We start from the raw sequence: 23,600 nt of genomic DNA, 5'->3' as shown, positions 1-23,600 counted from the left end.
GCAGCGCGGATTACATAATGTGCTTACCGACCCACCACGCAATCGCCGCCACGAAGGCCGATGCAGGAATGGTGAAGATCCAGGCCCACACGATATTGCCCGCAACGCCCCAGCGCACTGCCGACATCTTCTGTGCCGAGCCTACGCCGACGATAGCGCCGGTGATGGTGTGCGTGGTCGAAACCGGCACACCCCAGAAGGATGCCATCAGCAGCGTGATCGCGCCGCCGGTCTCCGCGCAGAAGCCGCCAACAGGCTTCAGCTTGGTGATGCGCTGGCCCATGGTCTTCACGATGCGCCAGCCGCCGAACAGCGTGCCGAAGGAGATCGCGCCGTAGCAGGCGATGATGACCCAGGTCGGTGGCGCGGAATCGGTCGCCGACACGTGGCCGGTCGCGATCAGCAGCATCCAGATGATGCCCATGGTTTTCTGTGCGTCGTTGCCGCCGTGGCCCAGCGAGTAGCTGGCTGCCGAAAACAGCTGCAAGCGGCGGAACCAGCCGTCGATCTTGCGCGGCGTGGACTTCACGAACACCCACGACACGATCAGCATGATCAGCGAGCCCAGTACAAAGCCCATCAGCGGAGATACCACGATGAAGATCACGGTCTTCAGCAGGCCGCCGCCGACCAGCGAGCCGGTGCCCGCTTTGGCGACGGCTGCGCCAACCAGGCCGCCAATCAGGGCGTGTGAGGACGACGATGGAATGCCGTAGTACCAGGTGATCACGTTCCAGACGATGGCGCCGCACAGGGCGCCAAAGATCACGTAATGGTCGACCACCTGCGGGTCGATGGTTCCTTTGCCGATGGTGGTCGCCACCTTCAGGCCGACCACGAACACTGCAACGAAGTTAAAGAAGGCGGCCATGGCCACGGCGGTCTGCGGCTTCAGCACACCGGTCGAAACGACGGTCGCAATCGCATTCGCTGCATCATGGAAGCCATTCATGAAGTCAAACACCAACGCCAGGAAGATCAATAAGCACAGGGCGTAGATGCTGATTTGTAAGGTCTGCATGGATGGTCTTTATTCTTATGCGTTTTCGACGATGATGCCTTCGATGATGTTTGCCACGTCCTCGCAACGGTCGGTAACGGTTTCCAGGATTTCGTAGATGGCCTTCATCTTGATCAGGTTGCGCACGTCCGGTTCATCGCGGAACAGCTTGGACATGGCAGCGCGCATCACGTGGTCGGCGTCCGATTCCAGGCGGTCGATCTCTTCGCAGATGCTGACGATCTGGCGCGCGTTGTCCATGTTCGACAGCAGGGCCACCGCGTCCTTGACCTTTTCCGTGCAGGCCAGCACCAGCTCGGCCAGGCGCTTGGCTTCCGGCGTCACGGAATGCAGGTCGTACAGCGACACGGTCTGGGCAGCGTCTTCCATCAAGTCCAGGATGTCGTCCATCTTGGTAATCAGCTTGTGGATGTCGTCGCGGTCCAGCGGCGTGATGAAGGTCTTGTGCAGCAGGTCCACTGCAGCGTAGGTGATCTTGTCAGCCTGCTTCTCGATGCTTTCGATCGCATGCACGCGATTTTCCAGGTCATCGAAATTAGTCATCAGGCCCACCATTTCTTTGGCGCCCTTCACGCACAGTTCCGCGTGCTGGTTGAACATGTCAAAGAACTTGCCCTCGGTGGGCATCAAACGTCCAAACATTTTTTTTCTCCGTTGGTTGATTCATTGCGGGCCGCAGAGCGCAGCCCCTGGCTTTATCAGTCGCCCTGGTAGATCGACAGATTGCCGGTGTAATTGCCAAACTTGGTGTACGCACCGATCCAGGTCAGGCGGATGGCGCCAATCGGACCGTTACGCTGCTTACCGATAATGATTTCAGCAGTACCTTTATCCGGCGAGTCGGGGTTATAGACTTCGTCGCGATACAGGAAAATAATCACGTCCGCGTCCTGCTCGATAGCGCCGGATTCGCGCAAGTCGGACATCACGGGACGTTTATTGGGGCGTTGTTCCAGCGAGCGGTTCAGCTGGGACAGTGCGATGACGGGGCAATGCAGCTCTTTCGCCAGGCCCTTCAGCGAACGCGAGATTTCGGAAATCTCCGCCGAGCGGTTGTCGCCCGGCTGGCTGCCCTGCATCAGCTGCAGGTAGTCGACCACGATCAGACCCAGCTTGCCGCATTGGCGGGCCAGGCGCCGCGCACGGGCGCGCATCTCGATCGGGTTCAGCGCCGGCGTTTCGTCGATAAACACCTGGGCTTCGTTCATCTTCTGGATGGCGGCGGTCAGGCGCGGCCAATCCTCGTCGATCAGCTTACCGGTACGCAGGCGGTGCTGGTCCAGCTTACCGACGGAACCCAGCATACGCATGGCCAGCTGCACACCGCCCATCTCCATCGAGAACACGGCCACCGGCAGGCCGGCTTCCACTGCGACGTTTTCGGCGATGTTCATCGAGAAGGCGGTCTTGCCCATGGACGGACGGCCTGCCACCACGACCATGTCGCCCGGCTGCAGGCCGGAGGTCATGCGGTCCAGATCGATCCAGCCGGTTGGCACACCCGTCACTTCCGAGGTCGTGTCGCGCGAATACAGTTCATCGATACGCTCGACCACCTGGGTCAGCAGGGGCTGCACCGGCAGCCAGCCGGCCGCACCACGCGAGCCCTGTTCGGCAATTGCGAAGATCTTCGCTTCGGCCTCGTCCAGGATCTGCTTCACTTCCGCGCCTTGCGGATTGAAGGCCTTGCCCGACACTTCGTCGGCCACGGTAATCAGCTTGCGCAGCACGCCGCGGTCGCGCACGATCTCGGCGTAACGGCGGATGTTGGCGGCGGACGGCGTGTTCTGCGCCATCGCGTTCAGGTAGGCCATGCCGCCTACCTCCTCGGCCTTGCCCAGCATCTGCAGGGCTTCTGCCACGGTCACCACGTCGGCCGGCTTGCCCGAGTTAATCAGGCGAACCATCTGTTCGAAGATGATGCGGTGATCGTAGCGGTAAAAATCTTCCGAACGCATCAAGTCCGCAATACGGTCCCATGCCGCGTTATCACGCAGCAGGCCGCCGATGACAGATTGCTCTGCCTCGATGGAGTGCGGCGGGATTCGGAGGGCATCGACTTGCGGGTCGGCGGATGGAGCGGGATTCATGGCGCGCATTATACCTGCTTCGAGGATGATCAAACTTACTGGCAATAAAAAAGCCGGGCGCTGCCGCCCGGCTTTTCTATTTGTACAACAATTACTTAGGCAGCTTCGCCAACCACGGCAACGGTTACTTCCGCCAGCACGTCGGTGTGCAGGGAAACAGCAACCGGGAATTCGCCAACGGTCTTCAGCGGGCCGGTCGGCAGGCGCACGGCAGCTTTTTCCACGGCGAAGCCAGCTTTGGTCAGGGCTTCAGCGATGTCGAAGTTGGTCACGGAACCGAACAGACGGCCGTCCACGCCAGCTTTCTGAGCCACGGTCACGGTCATGCCGTTCAGCTTTTCGCCTTGTGCCTGGGCAGCAGCCAGCTTGGCAGCAGCAGCTTTTTCCAGTTCAGCGCGCTTGGCTTCGAATTCAGCCACAGCAGCGGTGGTCGCACGGCGAGCCAGCTTTTGCGGGATCAGGAAGTTACGTGCGTAACCGTCCTTGACCTTTACCACGTCGCCCAGGTTGCCGACGTTAACAACTTTTTCCAACAGAATGATTTGCATAGTGTTCTCCAGGATCTCTGATCTGATCGCTAATTAAGCGTGGTGCAGATCGGTGTATGGCAGCAGGGCCAGGTAGCGGGCGCGCTTGATAGCGGTGTCAACTTGACGCTGGTAGTGCGCCTTGGTGCCGGTCAGGCGTGCTGGCATGATCTTGCCGTTTTCCTGGATGAAGTCTTTCAGGGTGTCTACATCTTTGTAGTCCACTTGCTCAACGCCAGCGGCGGTGAAGCGGCAGAACTTCTTGCGCTTGAACAGAGGGTTTTGCTGCTTGCGCTTTTCTTTCAGCTTGAGCTTGTTTTTGTCGAACTTTTTACCGAATGCCATTTTAGGCTCCTGTATCTAAAAATTGCACCGTCTCAGACGGTACGAAAATCAATGATGTGAAATACCAGGGTTCTGCTATTGCGGTTTTTCTTGGCCAGGAATCCGGTGAACTCATAGATGCCGCCGAGGGTCGCTTCACTGAACCGTTTGCTGATATCGCCTGCCGCAACGGCGGGGATCTCAAACTCGGCCAGTCTGGCGATGCCTGCCTCCATCTGTTGCGAACTGTGCTGCAATACTGCATTCACAATCGGCAGACCGGCCGGGGTGTAGCGGACGCTGTCCCGTTCGGTGATGAGGGCAATGACTCGTAGCTGGTTCAGACCTTCTTCCTGATCAGGACTTAGGCCGCTGCAGGAGCTGCTGGTGCTTCGGCGCGATGGCTCTTGGCCGCGTCTTCACGCTGAACCGACTTCATCATTGGCGAAGGAGCGGTTTCCGCTTTCTTCATCTTGACGGTCAGGTGACGCAGCACGGCATCATTGAATTTGAATGCGGTTTCCAGTTCGACCAGAGTCTCGTTGTCGCACTCGATGTTCATGCAGATGTAGTGTGCCTTGGCCAGCTTCTGGATCGAGTACGCCATTTGACGGCGGCCCCAATCTTCCACGCGGTGCACGTTACCGCCGCGCGAGGTCACGCTGGTCTTGTAACGTTCGATCATCGCGGGCACTTGCTCGCTTTGGTCCGGATGGACGATAAATACGATTTCGTAGTGACGCATGTAAACTCCCTTAAGGACTGTGAAAATAGCCCACCCTGGCGTCAAGACAGGTGTGGGAAGAGGTAAGCCCGCAAATATACCACTTTTTCCCAGCCAGCTCAAGCACCTCCCTGCTTTGCCTCAAGCCTGGCTGGCCGGCGAACAGGCATGCTGGGGCATTTTTCTTCCCTGATGTGCAGGCAGTCATCGACTGGAATGAGCAATATTGTTTTCGCGACACGAATGGAGCGCACAACAGGGAAATGATTTATACGATGTTCCAGACTGGATGAAGCCACTGCCTTCCGATCCGCATCTCAAGATCGGGGCTTGCTCCGCGTGCGCTTCGGTGCGATTGACGATGAAACACTGGCCCTGCGCCACACCGCCACAGATCGCCAGCCACAGCAGCTCGGCATTGCGCTGGTGCAGGAAAAGACGCCGGCGTCGGCGCTGTCAGTTGCCGGGCTGCCCCTCAGGTAAGGAAGGAATTCGCACCGGCTGGCGCGAGAGGATGCCGATCACGAACGCCACGCCCGTCACAAACCAGATCAGGGACGCGACCACATCAAACGTGGTCACATGCGAAGGGAATTTGATCACGGACGGTACCAGCAGCAGGCCGCGGAGCAGGCAGACGGCGGCGATCGTGCCTTGCGCCTGCGGGACAAACGGCAACCAGCGCAGGCGGCGCGCACCAGTGCCAGCCAGTGCGTACAGGGAGCATAACAGCATCAGTCCGCCGATCACCACCGAACCAAGCGGCGCCAGCGCAGTGCCGCCGCGCGCCGAGGCGACCACGGCAGGCGGCGCCTGGAAGAACGCGTACCACTCCGCTCCCAACAGAGGTGCCAGGAAATGAATCAGTGCGCCGAACAGCGCAATACCAGCAGCGAGCAAGAAAGCATAGCGTCCCATCCCGTCCTCCGAGCATTGTCGTTTCGACATTAAGCCGAAATTTTTCTCAGGATGCAACAATTTTGCTTGCATTATGGTCCACACTGTACAAAAATACAGACTGTCTATATCCACAGCACACGTACCATGATCAAGCTCACAGCACGTCAAGAACAAATCCTCAATCTGATCAGGGACGCGATCGACAACACCGGCTTCCCGCCGACCCGCGCGGAGATCGCCGCGGAACTCGGCTTCAAGTCCGCCAACGCTGCCGAAGAACACCTGAAAGCCCTGCAGCGCAAGGGCGCCATCGAGATCACTGCCGGCACCTCGCGCGGCATCCGTCTGACCGGCAGCTTCGGCGCCGCAGCATCGGGCACCGGTGCGGCAAGCAGCGCAGCAACCAGCTCGCGCCGCGCCACCGTCCATACTGACGACGACGCCCTGCCCCAGGTACCCGCCGGCATGCTGGTTTCATTGCCGCTGATCGGCCGCGTGGCCGCAGGCTCGCCTATCCTGGCGCAGGAAAATCTGGAAACCAGCTACAACGTTGACCCCAACCTGTTCTCGTCCAAGCCCGACTTCCTGCTGAAAGTACGCGGCGAATCGATGCGCGACATCGGCATCATGGACGGCGACCTGCTGGCGGTGAAGAAGACCGACAGCGCCCGCAACGGCCAGATCGTGGTCGCGCGCATCGGCAATGAAGTGACGGTAAAGCGCTACCGCAAATCCGGCTCCACCGTCGAACTGCTGCCGGAAAACCCGGACTTCAAGGTCATCACCGTCACGCCGGAAGACGACTTCGCGCTGGAAGGCCTGGCCGTGGGCCTGATGAGGACCTGGCACTAATGATCCAGCTGTACGGGAACTGCGAGTCCGGCCACAGCTACAAGGTCAAGCTGCTACTGGAAGTGGCGGGCGTGCCGCACGAGTACCAAGAGATCGACCTGCGCCTGGCGCGGGCCGATCGCCCGGAGCCCTTCCGCAGCCTGGCCAAATACTGCGAAGTGCCCTTGCTGGTCCACGACGGCAAACCGTACGTGCAATCGAACGCCATCCTGCTGCACATGGCCGAACATCTCGGCGCATGGGGCGGCGAATCGAAGGAACGCCTGGAACGCTGCCGCGAATGGCTGTTCTGGGAAGCCAACCGCATCGGCTTCTCCATGGCCCACCTGCGCTATGGCCAGAAGTTCGACGATGCCGGTGCCTATGCAGGCACCGTGCTGCCATGGTTCCGCCGCCGCTTCGATGACGATATGGTGCGCCTGGATGAGGAACTGACGGACGGCCGCCAGTTCCTGCTGGACGATCAGCCCAGCATTGCCGACCTGTCGCTTTGCGGTTACCTGTTCTGGCCTGAACAAGCCAACGTCAGCTATCCGCCGCGCGTTGCAGCCTGGCTCGATCGCATCCGCGCCCTGCCCGGCTGGCGCCACCCGTACCAGATGCCAGGGGCCGCCCCTTGGTAGCGAAGGCGTACTAAGCGCGCCTCAGCGATCCTTGCGGCGCACTGCGACCTGGCCGCCGGCCTGGTCGATGTAGACAGCGTAATGCTGGAAGAAGTCTGCGCCGGCAATACCGTCGGCAGTGAATTGTTCGGGCAGGTCGTGCAGCAATGGCTGGAAGCTGATGCCATCGTCGCCCAGTCCCGCCTCGACGTAGTTGCAGCCGCGGCCCGGCCCAATATTCATCGGACACGTGCCGGTTTCGTCATTCTTTTCCTCTGCACGCTGGCGGCTTACAACCGAAATTGTGGACGCCGAATCCAGCACCAGCCGGTAGCTGGTGCGCGGGTTCACGAAGCGCACCACCAGTCCTTCCTTGCTCGCTTCGTAAGGCAGCACCTTCCATAGGCCGCCATGCTGCACTTTGGCGCCAAAGCTGAATTGGCGCGCGCTGTAGTCGTACACGAAAGCCTGCTTCGCAAACAGCGGCAGGCCGATGACGGAGAACTTGTCTTCCGGCTGCGGCAGCGGTTCGCCGAGGTGCAGGCCCCAGGGCTTGAACGCCTGGCCGCGCACTTCGCCGAAATGCACACCGTTGAGTACCAGATCGAGAATCACGAATTCGTCGGCCTCCTGCTCCTGGCCGGACAGGTCGCGCGTATGCAATTTGCGGCCGGTCAGTTTCAAGCCCGGCACCTTGGCCAGCAAGTCCGGCGTGAGATGCAGCGCCGTGTTGGAGCCGGTGTCCAGCAGGAAGGGATGGGATTTGCCCGCGATTTTGAGCGACACCACCGGACGGCCGTCCTGCAGCTCGACAGGCACGGTGACGGTGCTGGCCGCGAGAGCCACATACGCCGGCAGTGCCAGCGCGGCAGACAACGCAGCAGCCGGCATCCAGCGAAGGCGCATCATGCGTCGAGCGCGGAGCGGAAATCGTCCAGCAGGTCGGCCGTGTCTTCGATGCCGACCGATACACGGATCAGCGAATCGGCAATGCCCATCGATGCACGGCGCTCCGGCCCCATCTCGAAGAAGATGGTATGCGACACCGGAATCACCAGCGTGCGCGTATCGCCCAGGTTGGACGTTGCGATCGCCAGCTTCAGCTTGTTCAGGTAATCGAAGCAATCGATGCCTTCCGCCAGTTCGAAGGACAGCAGTGAACCGTAATCCTTGAACAGCTCCGAAGCGATATCGTGCTGCGGGTGCGACTTCAGGCCAGGATAGTAGACGGCGGCCACGCGGTCGTCCGCTTCCAGCATCTCGGCCAGCGCCTGCGCGTTGGTGCAGGTGCGTTCCATGCGCAACGCCAACGTCTCGGCGCCGACAGCGATATGGTGCGCCGCTTCAGGACCGAGCGAAGCGCCGAAGTCACGCAGGCCCTTGGCGCGGATCTGCACCAGGCCCCACATCGGCGCGGGGTTCTTCTTGTAGTTGTCGAAGATATTGGCGAATTTCGTCCAGTCGTAAGCGCCGGTATCGGTCAGGGCGCCACCCAGCGCGTTACCGTGTCCGCCGATGGACTTGGTCAGCGCATTCACCACCAGGCCTGCACCGACCGTCTTCGGACGGAACAGATAAGGCGAGGTCATGGTGTTGTCGACGATGTAGAGAATGCCGCGCTCGGCGCACAGCTCGCCGATGCGCTTCAGATCCGCCACTTGCGTGCGCGGATTGGCGATCGTCTCCACGAAGACGATGCGCGTTTCCGGCTTCAGGGCCGCAGCCACATTGGCCACATCGGTCGCGTCCACGAAGTCCACGCCCACGCCCTGCCCTGCGACGGTCTGCCACAGGGAGTTGGTATTCCCGAACAGGAAAGACGACGACACCACATGGTCACCGGCACGCAGCAGCGCCTGGAACACGGCGCCAATCGCGCCCATGCCCGTAGCGAAGCAGATCGTGCCTACGCCCTGCTCCATCTTGTTGACCTTATCCTCCAGCGCCGACACGGTCGGATTGCCCTGGCGGCCGTAGCGGAAGCCCGGCTCTTTGCCCTGGAAGACAGACGCCAGTTGGCGCGCGTCTGCGTAGCCGAAGGTCACCGAAGTGTGGATCGGCTTGTGCAGCGATCCGTGCTCGATGCCCTTCTGGCGGTCGTTGTGCAGGATGGTGGTGGTGAAGCCGTAGTTCTTCATTACGATTCCGTTGTCGCAGTGTTCAGGTTCAGCTGGGTGCGCGCGGCATCTTCGGCTTTGTCCGATTTCTTCGGATTGTGGCGCGACGCTTCCAGACGGTCCAGGTACTCAGGCGACACGTCGCCGGTGATGTACTTGCCGTCGAAGCAGGACGCTTCGAACTGGGTCAATGCCGGGTTCACGTCCGAGATGGAGCGCTTCAGGTCTTCCAGGTCCTGGTACACCAGCGCGTCGGCGGTGATTTCCTTGCACACTTCGTCCACCGTGCGGCCGTGGGCGATCAGTTCATCGCGGGTCGGCATGTCGATGCCGTACACGTTCGGGTACAGCACTGGCGGCGCTGCGGAAGCGAAGATCACTTTCTTGGCGCCGGCTTCGCGTGCCATCTGCACGATCTCGCGCGAGGTGGTGCCACGCACGATGGAGTCGTCCACCAGCAGCACGACCTTGTCCTTAAATTCGTCGGCAATCGCGTTCAGCTTCTGGCGCACGGACTTCTTGCGCAGGCCCTGGCCCGGCATGATGAAGGTACGGCCGATGTAGCGGTTCTTGATGAAGCCTTCGCGGTAATCCACGCCCAGGCGCATCGCCAGCTGGATCGCGGCGGGACGGGACGAATCCGGAATCGGCATCACGACATCAACGTCATCCGCCAGGCCTTCGCGCTTGATCTTGTCGGCCAGGTATTCGCCCATCTTCAGGCGGCTGTTGTACACCGAAGCGCCATCGATCACGGAGTCCGGACGCGCCAGGTACACGTATTCGAACACGCAAGGATTCAGCGCAGGCTTGTCGGCGCAGATCTCGGCGTACAGATTGTGATCCTTGTCGATAAAGATTGCTTCACCCGGCAGCACATCGCGCACAAAGCGGAAGCCCATGCCTTCCAGCGCAACGGATTCGGAAGCGATCAGGTATTCCTTGCCTTGCGGGGTTTCGTTCTCGCCCAGGCACAGCGGACGAATGCCGTTCGGATCGCGGAAGGCCAGCATGCCCACGCCGGCGATTTCCGCTACCGCAGCATAGCCGCCACGCACGCGGCGGTTCACTTCGCGCACCGCCTTGAACAGCGTCGATGGCTCCAGCGTGAAGCCGGTCGAGAAACGGGTGATTTCGTGGGCCAGCACGTTCAGCAGGACTTCAGAGTCGGAGTCCGTGTTGATGTGGCGGCGGTCGTTCTTGAACATCTCTTGCTTGAGCTGTTCCCAGTTGGTCAGGTTACCGTTGTGCGCCAGCGTGATGCCGAAGGGCGCGTTCACGTAGAACGGTTGCGCTTCCTCTTCGCTGGACGAACCGGCGGTCGGATAGCGGCAGTGGCCGATGCCGGAATTGCCGCTCAGCGAACGCATATTGCGGGTACGGAAAACGTCGCGCACCAGGCCATTGGCCTTGTGCATGGAGAAGGTGTTGTTCTGGTTGGTCGCGATACCTGCCGCATCCTGGCCGCGGTGCTGCAAAAGCAGCAATGCGTCATACAGCAGCTGATTGACAGGTTGATGGGAAACGACGCCGACGATGCCACACATGGTGTGCTCCTAAACTTGGTACTGCGGATTTAAAGAATTCTTAAAAATGCACGTGCTGCGCCAACGCAGCGGGCAGGAAGGGTTTGATCATATGCACGCCGGATTCCGCCCAGGGACTCAACAACGCGTGCCTCCAGAACTCCTGCTTGGGAACCGAGGTCATACCGCACAATATGACGCCGGCCAGCACAATCACAATGCCCCGCGCCGCGCCAAACAAGCCACCCAGGCCGCGATCCGCCACGCTCAGGCCACCGGCGGTGACCAGTGCGTCGATCAGCATACCGAGTAAGCCCATGAGCAGGCGCACGCCGATGAACAGTGCAATAAAGGCAAGGATCAGGCGCAGCGGCTCGCCCGGCACGGCCGTTGGCAGCATGCGCGCGAGGTCGGCGGCGTAGGCGTTGGCGGCGATGAAGGCGACGATCCAGCTGGCCAGCGCCAGCAACTCTTTCACCAGGCCGCGCAGCACGCCGATAAAGATGGATGCGGCCAGCACAAAGATCACGATGTAGTCAAAAATCGTCACGCTGTGCCGGTCCGTTCAGTCAAATCAGGCTGGAATCACATTGCCATCCAGGCCAATCTTGCCCAGTTTGGCGCGGGCCTTGTCCGCTTCTTCCTTGCTGGAGAATGGCCCCAGCCTTACGCGGGTGCGCTCGCCCGATGCAGTGGATACTTTCTGCACGAAGGACTTGATGCCGGCAGCCTTCAGCTTGCCCTGCACTTCGTCGACCTTGTCCTGGGTGGCGAAAGCGCCAACCTGGATGACGTATTTGCTTGCCGATTCGGCAGGTTTGCCTTCCAGGATAGCCATGGCGCGCGCATCGTCGGATGGCGTGGCTTTGGCTGGCTCGGAATGTTTCGGCTCCGGCCTGGATTCTTTCGGCTCAGGCTTGGTTTCCGCCTTGGCAGGCTTGGATTCCGGCTTGGCTTCCGGTTTGTGTTCCGGCGCCTTGGCCACGTGCGTGTCGGCCGCCTTCGGCTTAGCAGGCACGTCGACGAATTCTTCGCCCTTGTCCAGCGCGGAAGACGGCGCCACGCGCACCGGCGCAACCGCCGGCTGGCTGGTGACGACCGGCTTCTGTGCAGCGGGAGCAGGCGCCGGGGCCGCCGCTTGCGGCTGCACTGCCGGTGCGGCCACGGCCGGCGCAGGCGCGGGTGCAGTCAGCGGCTCGGCAGGTTTGTCTTTCGAAGGAATCTGGATGGCGATGTCCGAAGCGAGCGGCTTGGGCTCGGAATCGAGCACCATCGGCAGGCCCACGGCGACAGCAAGCGCCAGCGCGATCGCGCCGACCAGGCGGCGGCGTGCGCGCTTCTTTTCCGGCAGCACGGGATCTTCTTTGCCGCGGCCGCGGGTTGCACCGCCGCCGGCATTGGATGCGCGTTTGGACTTGGCCCGCTCGGTGGCGGCGCGGTCGTCTTGTGCGCGGTAGTAGCCGCTGTCTTCGCCAGAGGCTTCCTGCTTGTTTTTACTGAATGAAGAGAACAAGCCCATGCGTGAATGTTTTAGTGGAGTGAGGATTTTTTCGCTGCCATGACACCGGCAACGGTCAGGAACGATCCAAAGACCACAATTCTATCATTCTCGCCTGCCCGGCTCATCGCATTTGCGAATGCCGCACCCGGGTCCGGGAAAATATTGACGGTTTTTTCATGCATTTCCGGCTCGATGGCCTGCACCTTGGCGGCCAGCTCGGAAGCGGATGCCGCACGCGGCGATGGCAAATCGGTCAGGCACCAGTGGTCGATCTGGCCATTCATGGCCTTGATCACCCCATCGATATCCTTGTCATGCATGGAACCGAACACCGCGTAGGTGTAAGGATGGAAGCCCATATTGCCCAGGTTCTGTCCAAGGGCAGAGGCGGCGTGCGGGTTATGCGCGACGTCGTAAATCACGCTCGGACGGCCAGGCAGCACCTGGAAGCGGCCCGGCAGCTCCACGGTCACCAGGCCGTGGCGCACGTCCTGCGCACCGACCGGCAGTTCCAGTTTCAGCGCTTCCAGCGCCGCCAGTGCGGCGGACGCATTCAGCAGCTGGTTGGCGCCGCGCAGGCTTGGGTAAGCCAGCGCATTGCGGCGCTGGCCGCGGCCACCGTAGTTCCATTGCTGCTTGTCGCCGGAGTAGTTGAAATCGCGGCCCATCAGCCACAGGTCGGCGCCGATTTCCATTGCGTGGTCGATCAGCGATTGCGGCGGCATCGGGTCGCTGCAAATCGCAGCTTTGCCGGTGCGGAAAATGCCCGCTTTCTCGAAGCCGATCAACTCGCGCGTGCCGCCCAGGAAGTCGACGTGGTCGATGTCCACGCTGGTCACGATGGACACGTCGGCGTCCATCACGTTCACTGCATCCAGGCGGCCACCCAGGCCCACTTCGAGAATCGCCACGTCGAGATTCGACTGTGTCATCAGGTGGATGATGGCCAGCGTGGTGAATTCGAAATAGGTCAGCGAAATCTCGCCGCGCGCTGCTTCGACCGCATTGAAGCTTGCCACCAGCGCTTCATCGCTGGCCATATCGCCATTGATGCGGGCACGCTCGTTGAAGTCCAGGAAGTGCGGCTTGATGTACAGGCCCACTTTGTACCCCGCGCGCATCAGGATCGATTCCAGCATTGCGCAGGTCGAGCCCTTGCCGTTGGTACCCGCCACCATGATGAGCGGACACTTGAAGGCCAGCTGCATGCGTTCCTTCACCGCGCGCACGCGGTCCAGGCCCATATTGATGACGGTTTCGGCATGGCGCGACTCAAGCAGCGCAAGCCATTCGGGAAGGGTATTCGGGAGAGCGGACATAGACATCAGGTGGGATTGCATCGGCGGGTCGAATGACCCGCCCTACGAGGCGGCAAAGGGCGGATCATCGATCCGCCGCTTCGCGCATCACGCCAATACTTCGGCGGCTTGGTTCTGCAGCAGTGCCAGCAGGCGCGCGATTTCTTCGCGCATCTTGCGGCGGTCGACGATCATGTCGATCGCGCCCTTTTGCAGCAGGAATTCGGAACGCTGGAAGCCTTCCGGCAGTTTCTCGCGCACGGTGTTCTCGATCACGCGTGGACCAGCAAAGCCGATCAGTGCTTTTGGCTCGGCCATCACCACATCGCCCATGAAGGCGAAGGATGCCGACACGCCGCCCATGGTCGGGTCGGTCAGCACGGAGATGAATGGCAGCTTCTTCTCCGACAGCTTGGTCAGCATCGACGTGGTTTTCGCCATCTGCATCAGCGACAGCAGGCCTTCCTGCATACGCGCACCGCCGGTAGCGGTAATGCAAATGAACGGGACCTTCTGTTCCAGCGCCACCTGGGCCGCGCGGGCGAAACGCTCGCCAACGACGGAACCCATGGAGCCGCCCATGAATTCGAATTCGAAGCAGGCCACGACAACCGGCAGGCTCATGATGGCGCCGCCCATGGCGACCAGTGCGTCGGTCTCGCCGGTGGCTTCCATCGCCTGCTTCAGGCGGTCAGGATACTTCTTGCTGTCCTTGAACTTCAGGGTATCGACCGGCAGGGTTTCCTGGCCGATTTCGAAACGGCCGCCGGCGTCCAGCAGCGCGTCCAGGCGCTCACGGGAGCGGATGCGCATGTGGTGGTCGCACTTGGGGCAGACGTGCAGGTTCGATTCCAGATCGGTACGGTACAGCACAGCCTCGCAGGAGGGGCACTTGACCCACAAACCTTCAGGCATGGTCTTGCGAGCGGCAGCGTCCGAGCGCTGGATGCGCGGGGGCAGCAATTTTTCCAACCAGCTCATATATTTCTCCTCTTGCACTAACTCAGGCCGGAAGTGTAGCCGTTTCTGCCCGCCCTGTCGAACAAAACGGGCAGAATATTGCTTTCAAATCAAGCCTTTTGATCGAGCGCAGAGCGGATGCCGGAAACGAACGATCGTACTGCTTCTGCGGCTTCCGCAGGCGGATTGGCCTCGATTTCCTGAATGATACGGCTACCGATCACCACCGCGTCCGCCACTTCCGCAACCGCCCGCGCGGTTGCCCCGTCGCGGATACCGAAACCGACACCGATCGGCAGCGACACGTGCTTGCGGATCGCCGCAATACGCTGAGCTACCTCGGCGGTGTCAATATGGCCTGCGCCGGTGACACCCTTCAGCGAGACATAGTAGCTGAATCCGCTACCGACCCGCGCCACCTGCTGCACGCGCTGCTCGGTCGAGGTAGGCGCCAGCAGGAAGATCAGGTCGAGCTCCGCGGCGCGCATCTTGCCCGCGAATTCCTCGCACTCTTCCGGCGGATAATCGACCACGATGGCGCCGTCCGCGCCCACGCTGCGGCTGGCATCGATGAAGGCTTCAGCGCCGATGCGTTCGATCGGATTGGCATAACCCATCAGCACCACCGGCGTGTGCCTATTGGTCTTGCGGAATTCACGTACGAATTCGAAGCAGTCGCGAATGCCGACGCCTTTTGCCAGCGCGCGCTCGCAGGCGCGCTGGATGACCGGGCCTTCAGCCATCGGGTCGGAGAAAGGCACGCCCAGTTCGATGATGTCGGCGCCACCCTCGACCAGGGCGTGCATCAGGGGCACGGTCTGCTCGGGGCCGGGATCGCCAGCGGTGATGAAGGTGACGAGGGCTTTCTTGTTCTGCTCTTTGAGCGATGCGAAGGTAGCTGCGATACGGGACATAGTCGTAGCCTCCTTAGAACTGCAGGCCGGCGCGCTGGGCGACGGTGTGCATATCCTTGTCGCCGCGGCCCGACAGGTTAGCCAGAATGATCTTATCCTTCGGCAGCGTGGCCGCCAGCTTCACGGCGTAGGCCAGTGCGTGCGACGACTCCAGCGCCGGAATGATGCCTTCGATATGGCAGCAGTCGTGGAAGGCCTGCAGCGCTTCGTCGTCGGTAATCGACACGTACTCGGCGCGGCCGGAGTCCTTCAGATAGCTGTGTTCAGGTCCCACGCCCGGATAATCCAGGCCTGCGGACACCGAATGCGTTTCGATGATCTGGCCGTTATCGTCCTGCAGCAGATAGGTGCGGTTGCCGTGCAGGACACCCGGATAGCCCTTGGTCAGCGAGGCAGCGTGATGGCCGGTATCCAGCCCCTCCCCTGCCGCTTCGACGCCGATCAGGCGCGTATTGGCCTGGTCGATGTAAGGATAGAAAATACCCATCGCATTGGAACCGCCACCGATGCAGGCGACCACGTAGTCCGGCTGGCGGCCAGTCATTTCCGGCATCTGCACCAGGCATTCCTCGCCGATCACCGACTGGAAATCGCGCACCAGCATCGGGTACGGGTGCGGGCCGGCCACGGTGCCAATGATGTAGAAGGTGTTTTCAATATTGGTAACCCAGTCGCGCATCGCTTCGTTCAGCGCGTCCTTCAGGGTCTTGGAGCCCGACTCCACCGGCACCACGGTCGCGCCGAGGAGCTTCATGCGGTACACGTTCTGCGCCTGGCGCTTCACGTCTTCGCTGCCCATGTACACCACGCATTCGAGGCCGAAGCGCGCGCAAATGGTGGCGGTCGCAACGCCGTGCTGGCCCGCGCCCGTCTCGGCGATGATGCGCTTCTTGCCCATGCGCTTGGCCAGCAGGGCCTGGCCGATCACGTTATTGATCTTGTGCGCGCCAGTGTGGTTCAGGTCTTCGCGTTTCAGGAAGATCTGGGCGCCGCCCGCGATTTCGGACCAGCGCTTGGCGTGGTAAATCGGCGAAGGACGGCCGACGAAGTGTTTCAGCTCGTAGCGGAACTCTTCGAGGAAGATCTCATCCTTGCTGTATTTGTCGTAGGCTTCGCGCAGCTCGGCCAGCGCGTAGCTCAGGGTTTCGGCGACGAAGGAGCCGCCGTAAGGGCCGAAGTGGCCAGTGGCATCCGGCAGATGATAGGTGGATGCGTGGAACAGGTGCGCTGGTGCAGCGTCAACTGGGGTTTTCATGGGGCTGTGACCTTTCAATAGTGACATCGGCTGCCCGCACGCCGCGGATGAACTCCGCGATCAGGCGGGCGTCCTTGATGCCCTTGGCGCGCTCGACGCCACTACTGACGTCAACCGCGTACGGGCGAACGCTGGCAACCGCGCCAGTCACATTTGCAACGCTCAAGCCACCACTCAAAACGGCCCGATGCGCGAGATCTTTTGGAATGAGAGACCAATCGAAAACCTTTCCTGCGCCGCCATATGCATCCACGAAGGTGTCGAGCAGAAGGCCCGAGAACAGCCGGCTGGATGCGCGGCATTGTGCTTCGTATTCTAACAGCTCGCCGGAGCTGGTGTCCGGTTTCACGCGGAAGGCGCGCATGAAGGCGCGATTGGCCGCCTGCGCCGCCGCGGCGCACTGCTCCGCCGTTTCGTCGCCGTGGAACTGCAGGAGCGACACCGGCGCCACCGCCACGGTGGCCGCCACTTCCTCCGCGCTGGCGTTGACAAACAGGCCAGTCGCCGTAACGAACGGCGGCAACAGCGCAATCAGCTCGGCGGCGCGCTGCGGCGTCACGTAGCGCGGGCTTTTCGGATAGAACACGAAACCGACCGCATCCGTGCCTGCCGCAACGGCGGCAAGGACGTCTTCTTCGCGGGTCAGGCCGCAGATCTTGATGCGTGTGCGGGACATGGCAATTCCTAGAAAGCGGGGAGGATGCGGGGCTCTTCGTACGGCAAGTTCCACCTGGCATCGTACTCGATCTTGGCGAGATACAGGCCGTCTGGCATGAAGGTCGGCGCGGCCACGGTACGGTCGCGGCCCGCCAGCAGCCTGCCCAGCCAGCCGGTGTCTTCGCGGCCCTGGCCGACGTAGATCAGCGAGCCAACCAGATTGCGCACCATGTGGTGCAGGAAGGCGTTGGCGCGCAGCGTGAACAGGATCATGTCGCCGTGGCGCTCGATACCGATCTCGTACATCTCTTTCACCGGCGTCCTGGCCTGGCACATGGAGGCACGGAAGGCGGTGAAGTCGTGGGTGCCGATCAGCGGCTTGACCGCTTCGCGCATGCGCTCCACGTCCAGCGGCCGATGGCAAAAACCGGCGCGGCCCGCCAGCAAAGGCGAACGCACCTGGTGATTGAACAGCAGATAGTGATAAGTACGGGAGCGGGCGCTGAAGCGGGCGTGGAATTCCTGCTCAGGCGTGGGCGCGTCAGGCAGATATTTTGCCCAGCGCACGCCGATGGAGTCCGGCAGGAAGGCGTTGATGCCGCGCACCCAGGCGTGCGGTTCGCGCATCAGATCGGTGTCGAAGTGCACCACCTGGCTCAGGGCGTGCACGCCTGCGTCGGTGCGGCCGGCACAGGTGGTGCCGATCTTGACGCAGGCGAACTTCTCGATCGCCTCCTCCAGCTTGTTCTGCACGGTCTGGCCGTGCGGCTGGATCTGGTAGCCGAGCCACTCGGCACCGTTGTACTGGACCCCTAATGCAATGCGTTTCAATTGAACTCCCCGTTCTGCGAGCGGGGATTATAACGTTTAGCCCAGCTGGGCGCGCATTGTCGAGGCACGGGCAACCTGGTCGTCGCTGCCGCCACGGATCACTTCATCCAGCAGTTCGCGCGCGCCTTCCTTGTCGCCGATTTCCTGGTAGGCGATGGCCAGATCCAGCTTGGTGTCCATCTCCATGTGCAGGGCCGACATTTCGGTTTCGGCTGGCGCGTGGGCGGTTTCAGTGCCCAGGTCCAGGTCGATGCCGGACAGGTCGAATTCGGCCGGTGCCACAGCGGTGGCCACTTCAGAGTCCTGTTCCGGTGCCGAGAAGTCCGATGCGGACAGCGGGGTTTCGTCAGCAGGAACGGCCGGCGCCGGGCTGCCCGGCAGGGTGAAGTCCATCAGATCCAGGCCAGCCAGCGGATCAGCGTCGGTGGCCTTGGCTTCCGCTTCGGCGGCCGGTTTCACTTCGCTCGGCAGATCCAGGCTGAAGTCCATGCCCAGGTCGTCGGCCAGCGAGGCGGCTGGCTCTTCTGCCGCGGCAACCGGTTCCGGCGCGGCTGGCGTTTCTGTCTTGGCGCCGAAGTCCATGTCAAAGGCCAGATCCGGCACATCGTTCGCTGCCGGCGCAGGTTCGGCAGCGGCTGGAGCTTCTGCGCTTGGCGCAGGCGCTTCAGCGTCGAAGCTCAGACCACCCAGGTCGAAGTCCAGCGTGTTCGAATCGGCGGCTTTGGCAGTCTTGCCTTCCTCTTCCTTGGCCATCTCTTCCAGGGACGGCAGCGCAGTTGCATCGCGGTCCAGGTCGAAGTCCATCAGATTGCTTTCGGCAGCCGGTGCGGCAGCCGTGGAGGCATCGTGGCTCAGGTCCAGGTCCAGGCTCGGCTCTTCAGCAGCCGGCGCCGGGGCTGGCGTAGTCGGTTCGGCGAACAGGGACGCCAGATCGTGAATGTCTTCGCTGGTGCCGGCGTTCGGTGCAAACGCTTCGGCAGCGCCGGCTGCGGCAACGCCCGCGGCAGCTGCGCCCAGACCCACGCCTGCGGACGGCTGTGCCGCGTTGGCGTACAGCGGATTGTCAGCGTCAATGCTCTGGCCCATGGTCGCCGCTTGCGCCCACTCGTCGCCCTGCCCTTTGCTCATCGAATACAGCTCGCTGGCCTGGGTTTCGAAGGCGCGGGTATCCTTCCGGCTGGCGTAGATTTCCAGCAGCTTCAGACGCACCTGATGGCGCTCAGGATGGGTACGCAGTGCTTCCTTCAGAATCTCTTCGGCTTGCGCGTCGCGGCCGTAGGCGATGTACACATCGGCTTCCGCCACTGGATCGACTTCATTGGTATCCAGCTGGCTGGCCGACGGTGCAAAATTCGAATTGAACACGCTGTTGTTGGTGTCCACGCTGGCGCCGCCGGTTTCGGCGAACATTGGCGCGGCTGTGGTGCCCGGATCGCCCAGCAGGCTGGACTCGCCCTTCGGCACCATCAGCTGCTGTGCCTTGCGGCGGCGCGATACCATCAGCGCCGCGCCCCCCAGCAGTGCAGCGACGGCGATGCCGATCATCTGCAGGTTATCCATGATGAAGTCGACCAGGCCAGGTTCCTGGATCGGCTTCGACGGGGTCGTGACCACCGGTTTCTTTGGCTTGGCCGGCGCAGGTGCGCTGGCCGCTGGCGCCGATGCTGCCGGCTTGGCCGCAGCCACGGTCTTGCCGGTGACGTCCAGCTCAGGCACGGAGGCCTTGCTCTGCGCCTCGGCAGCGGCCTTGTTCTTCACGGCCATCAGCTTTTCCAGATCGCTGACGTTCTTTTCCAGTTCCTTCACGCGGTTGCTGGCGTCGTCGGCGGCGCGCTGCTTGGCGATCTTGTCTTCCACGGCAGCGGTCTGGCCGGCCTTGCCGGCAGCCTCGCCGGCTTTGGACAGCTTCAGCTGGTCCTTCGATTCGGTGACGGCAGTCGGACGCTCTTCCACGCGAGCAGTGATCTTGCCCGCTGCGCTCTGCTGCTGTTCCGGCGCCTTGGCGGCGGTGCTCGAAGCCACCTGGCCTGCCAGCTTGGCGCGGTAGGCGTTGAAGTCGGCAGCATGGGCGACCACGACGCCGCGTGCCTCACCTTCGTTGCCAACGGACGAGCGCACGGCATCGGCGTTCGGCACGGACAGGATGGTGCCCGACTTCAGGCGGTTCATATTGTTGCCGCTGAAGGCTTCCGGATTCGCGCGGTACAGCGCGACCAGCATCATATCCAGCGAAATATCGCCCGGCTTCATGCGGCCGGCGATCTTGCTCAGCGTGTCGCCGCGCTGTACCTGGTACTGATCGGCGCCCGAACCTTCGGCCGGCGCAGCACGCGAAGGACGCACCGGGCTGGCCGGCGCTTCGGAAGGCGCCGCTGCCGGCGTTGCGGCAGCGCGCGGTGCGGCCGTAGCCGAACGCGCAGCAGCCGCCTGCGCAGCGCGGTTCTCAACCGGCGCAGCCACTTGCGGCGCATTCGCCTGGCGCATCTCGGTCGGATCGAGCAGGAAGGTGTATTCGCGCACCAGACGGCCATTGGTCCAGGTCAGCTCCAGCAGCATATCGACGAAAGGCTCGTTGATCGGCTGCGACGAAGTGACACGGATGAACTGGCGGCCGCCGCGTGCTTCCACGTCGAAGCGCAGCTGCAGCAGAGCCGAGTTGAAATCGATATTGGCGGCGCGGAAGGCGTCCGGCGAGGCCAGTTTGGCCACCAGCTCTTGCGCCTCTTCCGGCGTGACGGAGGTCAGTTCGATTTCGGCGCGCAGCGGCTGGCCCAGCGACGAGAGGACCGTGAGCTTGCCAAGTCCGGCAGCGTAAGCCGCGGGGGACAATAAGACCGTGCCGATCACGGCGGCGGTCAGAGTTTTCAAAGCGAACGAAGCGACCTTGGAAGGCTTTTGTACTGGCATAGTGAGGGCAGCGAAATGGTTAGCAGTGGAAAAATGTTACTTTCCCAGAGGTGCCCAACATAACATCATGCCCTCAGGCATGCAAGCATTCTCCCTCTATGAAACCCTATTCTGTTTCCTCTATGCCGAAAATAATCTTTTATTCAAAGAAAAAGGCCAGATTTCCCTTTGAAATCCGGCCTTTAGAAAATATTACTTATCTTATTTATTAATCACGAGGTGTTAGTTAATTATTATCGAATGATTATTTATCGAGAACAATTCGCAGCATGCGGCGCAGTGGTTCCGCAGCACCCCACAGCAGCTGATCGCCGACGGTAAATGCGGACAGATATTCGCCGCCCATCGACATCTTGCGCACGCGGCCAACCGGGATGGTCAGGGAGCCGGTGACCGCTGCCGGGGTCAGATCCTTCATCGATGCTTCACGGGTGTTCGGCACGAATTTTACCCACTGGTTGTCCTTGGCGATGATGTCGTTGATCTCGTCCAGCGGCACATCCTTTTTCAGCTTGATGGTCAGCGCCTGGCTGTGGCAGCGCATCGCACCGATACGCACACACAGGCCGTCGACCGGGATCACGGAGCCGGTGAAGCCTTCACCGCGGCCCAGGATCTTGTTGGTCTCGGCGCCGCCCTTCCACTCTTCCTTCGACTGGCCGTTGCCCAGGTCCTTGTCGATCCATGGAATCAGGTTGCCGGCCAGCGGCACGCCGAACTGCTTGGTCTCTTCGCCGGACAGGCCGTGCTGGGTGGCCAGCACCTGGCGGTCAATTTCCAAAATCGCGGAAGCCGGGTTGTCCAGCAGCGCTTTTACGGAGCTGTTGATAGTGCCGAACTGGGTCAGCAGCTCGCGCATATGCTGTGCGCCGCCGCCGGATGCCGCCTGGTAGGTCATGGACGTCATCCACTCCACCAGGTCCTGCTTGAACAGGCCGCCCAGGCCCATCAGCATGCAGGACACGGTGCAGTTACCGCCGATGAAGTTCTTCACGCCCTTGGTCATCGCATCCTTGATCACGTTCAGGTTGACCGGATCGAGCACGATCACGGCATCCTTGTCCATGCGCAGGGTCGATGCAGCATCGATCCAGTAGCCGTTCCAGCCCGCTGCGCGCAGCTTCGGGAACACGGCCGAGGTGTAGTCGCCGCCCTGGCAGGAGATGATGATCTCGCAGCGTTTCAGTTCGTCGATGTTGGTGGCGTCTTTCAGGGTGGTTTCATTCTTCGCCATCGCCGGAGCTGCGCCGCCGGTGTTCGAAGTGCTGAAGAAAACCGGCTCGATGTGGGCGAAATCGCCCTCTTCCTGCATGCGCTGCATCAGGACCGAACCGACCATGCCGCGCCAACCAACCAGACCTACGAGTTTCATTTTGCTTTCCTTTGGATGTGAATTCTTTTAAACCAGGGGCAGAACCTGGTGGCAGCCACTTCGTGGCGGCCACCTGTTCCGCGCCGCTGGCGTGGTGGCTGCCACATCGTGGCTGCCACCAGCTTATGCCTTGGTTTCTCAGGCCAGCGCCGCAACCACCGCGTCGCCCATCTGCTCCGTGCCGACCTTGGTCGTGCCGTCTTCGTAAATATCCGGCGTGCGCAGGCCCTGCGCCAGCACCTTCTTGACGGCGTTCTCGATACGGTCGGCCTGTTCCGCGCGGTTCAGCGAATAGCGCAGCATCATGGCGGCCGACAGGATCGTGGCCAGCGGGTTGGCAACGCCCTTGCCCGCGATATCAGGAGCCGAGCCGTGCGACGGTTCGTACAGGCCCTTGTTGTTGGCGTCCAGCGAAGCCGATGGCAGCATGCCGATCGAACCGGTCAGCATGGCCGCCGCGTCGGACAGGATGTCGCCGAACATATTGCCGGTCACGATCACGTCGAACTTCTTCGGCGCGCGCACCAGCTGCATGGCGGCGTTGTCCACGTACATATGGTCCAGCGCCACGTCCGGGTATTCCTTGTGCACGTCGGTGACGATGTCTTTCCAGAACTGGAAAGTCTCCAGCACATTGGCCTTGTCCACGGAGGTCAGGCGCTTGCCGCGCTTCTGCGCTGCCTGGAAAGCCACATGGGCGATGCGGCGGATCTCGCCTTCCGCATAGCGCATGGTGTCGAAGCCTTCGCGCTGGCCTTTGAACGGACCATCCGCGCACTCGCGCACGCCGCGCGGCTGGCCGAAGTAGATGTCGCCGGTCAGTTCGCGCACGATCAGAATATCCAGGCCGGACACCACTTCCGGCTTCAGCGTCGAAGCGCCCGCCAGTTCCGGATACAGGATGGCCGGACGCAGATTGCCGAACAGGCCCAGATTCTTGCGCAGGCCCAGAATAGCCTGCTCAGGACGCAGCGGACGGTCCAGCGTATCGTACTTCCAGTCGCCCACGGCGCCGAACAGCACGGCGTCGGCGGCTTTCGCCAATGCCAGTGTGGCTTCCGGCAGCGGATGGCCGCTGGCCTCGTAGCCAGCGCCGCCCACCGGCGCGGTTTCCATTTCAAACTTCTCGTCGAGCGCATTCAGGACCTTTACGGCCTGGGTGACGATTTCCGGGCCGATGCCATCGCCCGGCAAAATTGCGATTTTCATGTTCTTGTATCGA

24 protein-coding genes are annotated in these 23,600 nt (G+C 61.7%); 2 read left to right on the top strand and 22 right to left on the bottom strand.

Annotated features, from left to right (window positions below):
* Positions 1–10 precede the first annotated feature (10 nt).
* From AB4Z19_RS10425 to AB4Z19_RS10390, 8 genes are all read right to left on the bottom strand, one after another.
* Entirely contained in the window at positions 11–1,021 is a 1,011-nt protein-coding gene (locus AB4Z19_RS10425) for an anion permease (RefSeq protein ID WP_442035210.1), read from the bottom strand.
* Positions 1,022–1,036: 15 nt separating this feature from the next.
* Complete coding sequence (locus AB4Z19_RS10420; protein ID WP_442027616.1) at positions 1,037–1,663, bottom strand: DUF47 domain-containing protein; 627 nt, start codon at positions 1,661–1,663, stop codon at positions 1,037–1,039.
* A 56-nt stretch (positions 1,664–1,719) separates the two neighbouring features.
* A complete protein-coding gene (locus AB4Z19_RS10415) occupies positions 1,720–3,120 on the bottom strand; it encodes a replicative DNA helicase (RefSeq protein WP_442027615.1) in 1,401 nt (466 codons plus the stop codon).
* Between the two features lie 86 nt (positions 3,121–3,206).
* Positions 3,207–3,659: a 50S ribosomal protein L9 gene (rplI, locus tag AB4Z19_RS10410; RefSeq protein WP_442035209.1), complete on the bottom strand. Its 453-nt coding sequence runs from the start codon at positions 3,657–3,659 to the stop codon at positions 3,207–3,209.
* Between the two features lie 33 nt (positions 3,660–3,692).
* Positions 3,693–3,983, bottom strand: a complete 291-nt coding sequence (gene rpsR / locus AB4Z19_RS10405) for a 30S ribosomal protein S18 (RefSeq protein ID WP_057259638.1) — start codon at positions 3,981–3,983, stop codon at positions 3,693–3,695.
* A gap of 32 nt (positions 3,984–4,015) precedes the next feature.
* Positions 4,016–4,306, bottom strand: a complete 291-nt coding sequence (gene priB, locus AB4Z19_RS10400; protein ID WP_442029070.1) for a primosomal replication protein N — start codon at positions 4,304–4,306, stop codon at positions 4,016–4,018.
* Between the two features lie 20 nt (positions 4,307–4,326).
* Positions 4,327–4,707, bottom strand: a complete 381-nt coding sequence (gene rpsF / locus AB4Z19_RS10395; RefSeq protein WP_130311009.1) for a 30S ribosomal protein S6 — start codon at positions 4,705–4,707, stop codon at positions 4,327–4,329.
* Between the two features lie 435 nt (positions 4,708–5,142).
* Positions 5,143–5,604 carry a hypothetical protein gene (locus AB4Z19_RS10390; RefSeq protein ID WP_442029068.1) on the bottom strand — a complete coding sequence of 154 codons (462 nt, stop codon included), beginning with the start codon at positions 5,602–5,604 and terminating at the stop codon, positions 5,143–5,145.
* Between the two features lie 126 nt (positions 5,605–5,730).
* On the opposite strand from AB4Z19_RS10390, the gene lexA reads away from it, so the two are divergent.
* Both lexA and AB4Z19_RS10380 read left to right on the top strand, forming a co-directional pair.
* Positions 5,731–6,438, top strand: a complete 708-nt coding sequence (lexA, locus tag AB4Z19_RS10385) for a transcriptional repressor LexA (protein WP_442029067.1) — start codon at positions 5,731–5,733, stop codon at positions 6,436–6,438.
* Positions 6,438–7,061 carry a glutathione S-transferase family protein gene (locus tag AB4Z19_RS10380; protein WP_442035208.1) on the top strand — a complete coding sequence of 208 codons (624 nt, stop codon included), beginning with the start codon at positions 6,438–6,440 and terminating at the stop codon, positions 7,059–7,061. Before lexA ends, AB4Z19_RS10380 begins: the two co-directional genes overlap by 1 nt.
* 21 nt (positions 7,062–7,082) lie before the next feature.
* Here the strand turns inward: AB4Z19_RS10380 and AB4Z19_RS10375 are convergent, their stop codons facing one another.
* The 14 genes from AB4Z19_RS10375 to leuB all read right to left on the bottom strand — a co-directional run bounded on the left by AB4Z19_RS10375 (position 7,083) and on the right by leuB (position 23,587).
* Positions 7,083–7,949 carry a hypothetical protein gene (locus tag AB4Z19_RS10375; RefSeq protein WP_442035207.1) on the bottom strand — a complete coding sequence of 289 codons (867 nt, stop codon included), beginning with the start codon at positions 7,947–7,949 and terminating at the stop codon, positions 7,083–7,085.
* Entirely contained in the window at positions 7,946–9,178 is a 1,233-nt protein-coding gene (locus AB4Z19_RS10370) for a cystathionine gamma-synthase family protein (protein WP_442026380.1), read from the bottom strand. Before AB4Z19_RS10370 ends, AB4Z19_RS10375 begins: the two co-directional genes overlap by 4 nt.
* Entirely contained in the window at positions 9,178–10,704 is a 1,527-nt protein-coding gene (gene purF / locus AB4Z19_RS10365) for an amidophosphoribosyltransferase (RefSeq protein WP_442026381.1), read from the bottom strand. Before purF ends, AB4Z19_RS10370 begins: the two co-directional genes overlap by 1 nt.
* Positions 10,705–10,744: 40 nt before the next feature.
* The gene (locus AB4Z19_RS10360; protein WP_442026382.1) at positions 10,745–11,233 is read right to left on the bottom strand and encodes a CvpA family protein; all 489 of its coding nucleotides are present in this window, start codon (positions 11,231–11,233) and stop codon (positions 10,745–10,747) included.
* Positions 11,234–11,257: 24 nt separating this feature from the next.
* Positions 11,258–12,202 (bottom strand): SPOR domain-containing protein, encoded by a 945-nt coding sequence (locus tag AB4Z19_RS10355; RefSeq protein ID WP_442026383.1) that lies wholly within the window; start codon positions 12,200–12,202, stop codon positions 11,258–11,260.
* Positions 12,203–12,213: 11 nt separating this feature from the next.
* Entirely contained in the window at positions 12,214–13,503 is a 1,290-nt protein-coding gene (folC, locus tag AB4Z19_RS10350; RefSeq protein WP_442035270.1) for a bifunctional tetrahydrofolate synthase/dihydrofolate synthase, read from the bottom strand.
* A gap of 87 nt (positions 13,504–13,590) precedes the next feature.
* On the bottom strand, positions 13,591–14,463 hold the full coding sequence (gene accD, locus AB4Z19_RS10345; RefSeq protein ID WP_442035206.1) for an acetyl-CoA carboxylase, carboxyltransferase subunit beta: 873 nt from the start codon (positions 14,461–14,463) through the stop codon (positions 13,591–13,593).
* A gap of 89 nt (positions 14,464–14,552) precedes the next feature.
* Positions 14,553–15,356 carry a tryptophan synthase subunit alpha gene (gene trpA, locus AB4Z19_RS10340; protein ID WP_442035205.1) on the bottom strand — a complete coding sequence of 268 codons (804 nt, stop codon included), beginning with the start codon at positions 15,354–15,356 and terminating at the stop codon, positions 14,553–14,555.
* A gap of 13 nt (positions 15,357–15,369) precedes the next feature.
* Positions 15,370–16,611, bottom strand: a complete 1,242-nt coding sequence (gene trpB / locus AB4Z19_RS10335) for a tryptophan synthase subunit beta (protein ID WP_442028877.1) — start codon at positions 16,609–16,611, stop codon at positions 15,370–15,372.
* Positions 16,595–17,287, bottom strand: a complete 693-nt coding sequence (locus AB4Z19_RS10330) for a phosphoribosylanthranilate isomerase (protein ID WP_442028878.1) — start codon at positions 17,285–17,287, stop codon at positions 16,595–16,597. Before AB4Z19_RS10330 ends, trpB begins: the two co-directional genes overlap by 17 nt.
* Positions 17,288–17,295: 8 nt before the next feature.
* Positions 17,296–18,099 carry a tRNA pseudouridine(38-40) synthase TruA gene (gene truA / locus AB4Z19_RS10325; RefSeq protein ID WP_442028879.1) on the bottom strand — a complete coding sequence of 268 codons (804 nt, stop codon included), beginning with the start codon at positions 18,097–18,099 and terminating at the stop codon, positions 17,296–17,298.
* Positions 18,100–18,135: 36 nt separating this feature from the next.
* Complete coding sequence (locus AB4Z19_RS10320; RefSeq protein WP_442035204.1) at positions 18,136–20,967, bottom strand: FimV/HubP family polar landmark protein; 2,832 nt, start codon at positions 20,965–20,967, stop codon at positions 18,136–18,138.
* Positions 20,968–21,250: 283 nt separating this feature from the next.
* Positions 21,251–22,378: an aspartate-semialdehyde dehydrogenase gene (gene asd / locus AB4Z19_RS10315; protein WP_442024398.1), complete on the bottom strand. Its 1,128-nt coding sequence runs from the start codon at positions 22,376–22,378 to the stop codon at positions 21,251–21,253.
* 138 nt (positions 22,379–22,516) lie between these two features.
* Entirely contained in the window at positions 22,517–23,587 is a 1,071-nt protein-coding gene (gene leuB / locus AB4Z19_RS10310; protein WP_442024400.1) for a 3-isopropylmalate dehydrogenase, read from the bottom strand.
* Positions 23,588–23,600 lie beyond the last annotated feature (13 nt).

This window comes from Pseudoduganella sp. RAF19, from assembly GCF_052114165.1.
In the GTDB taxonomy this organism is placed as follows: Bacteria; Pseudomonadota; Gammaproteobacteria; order Burkholderiales; family Burkholderiaceae_D; genus Rugamonas.
The sequence above is the reverse complement of the archived record's forward strand: the minus strand, read 5'-3'. Positions and strand labels throughout refer to the sequence as shown.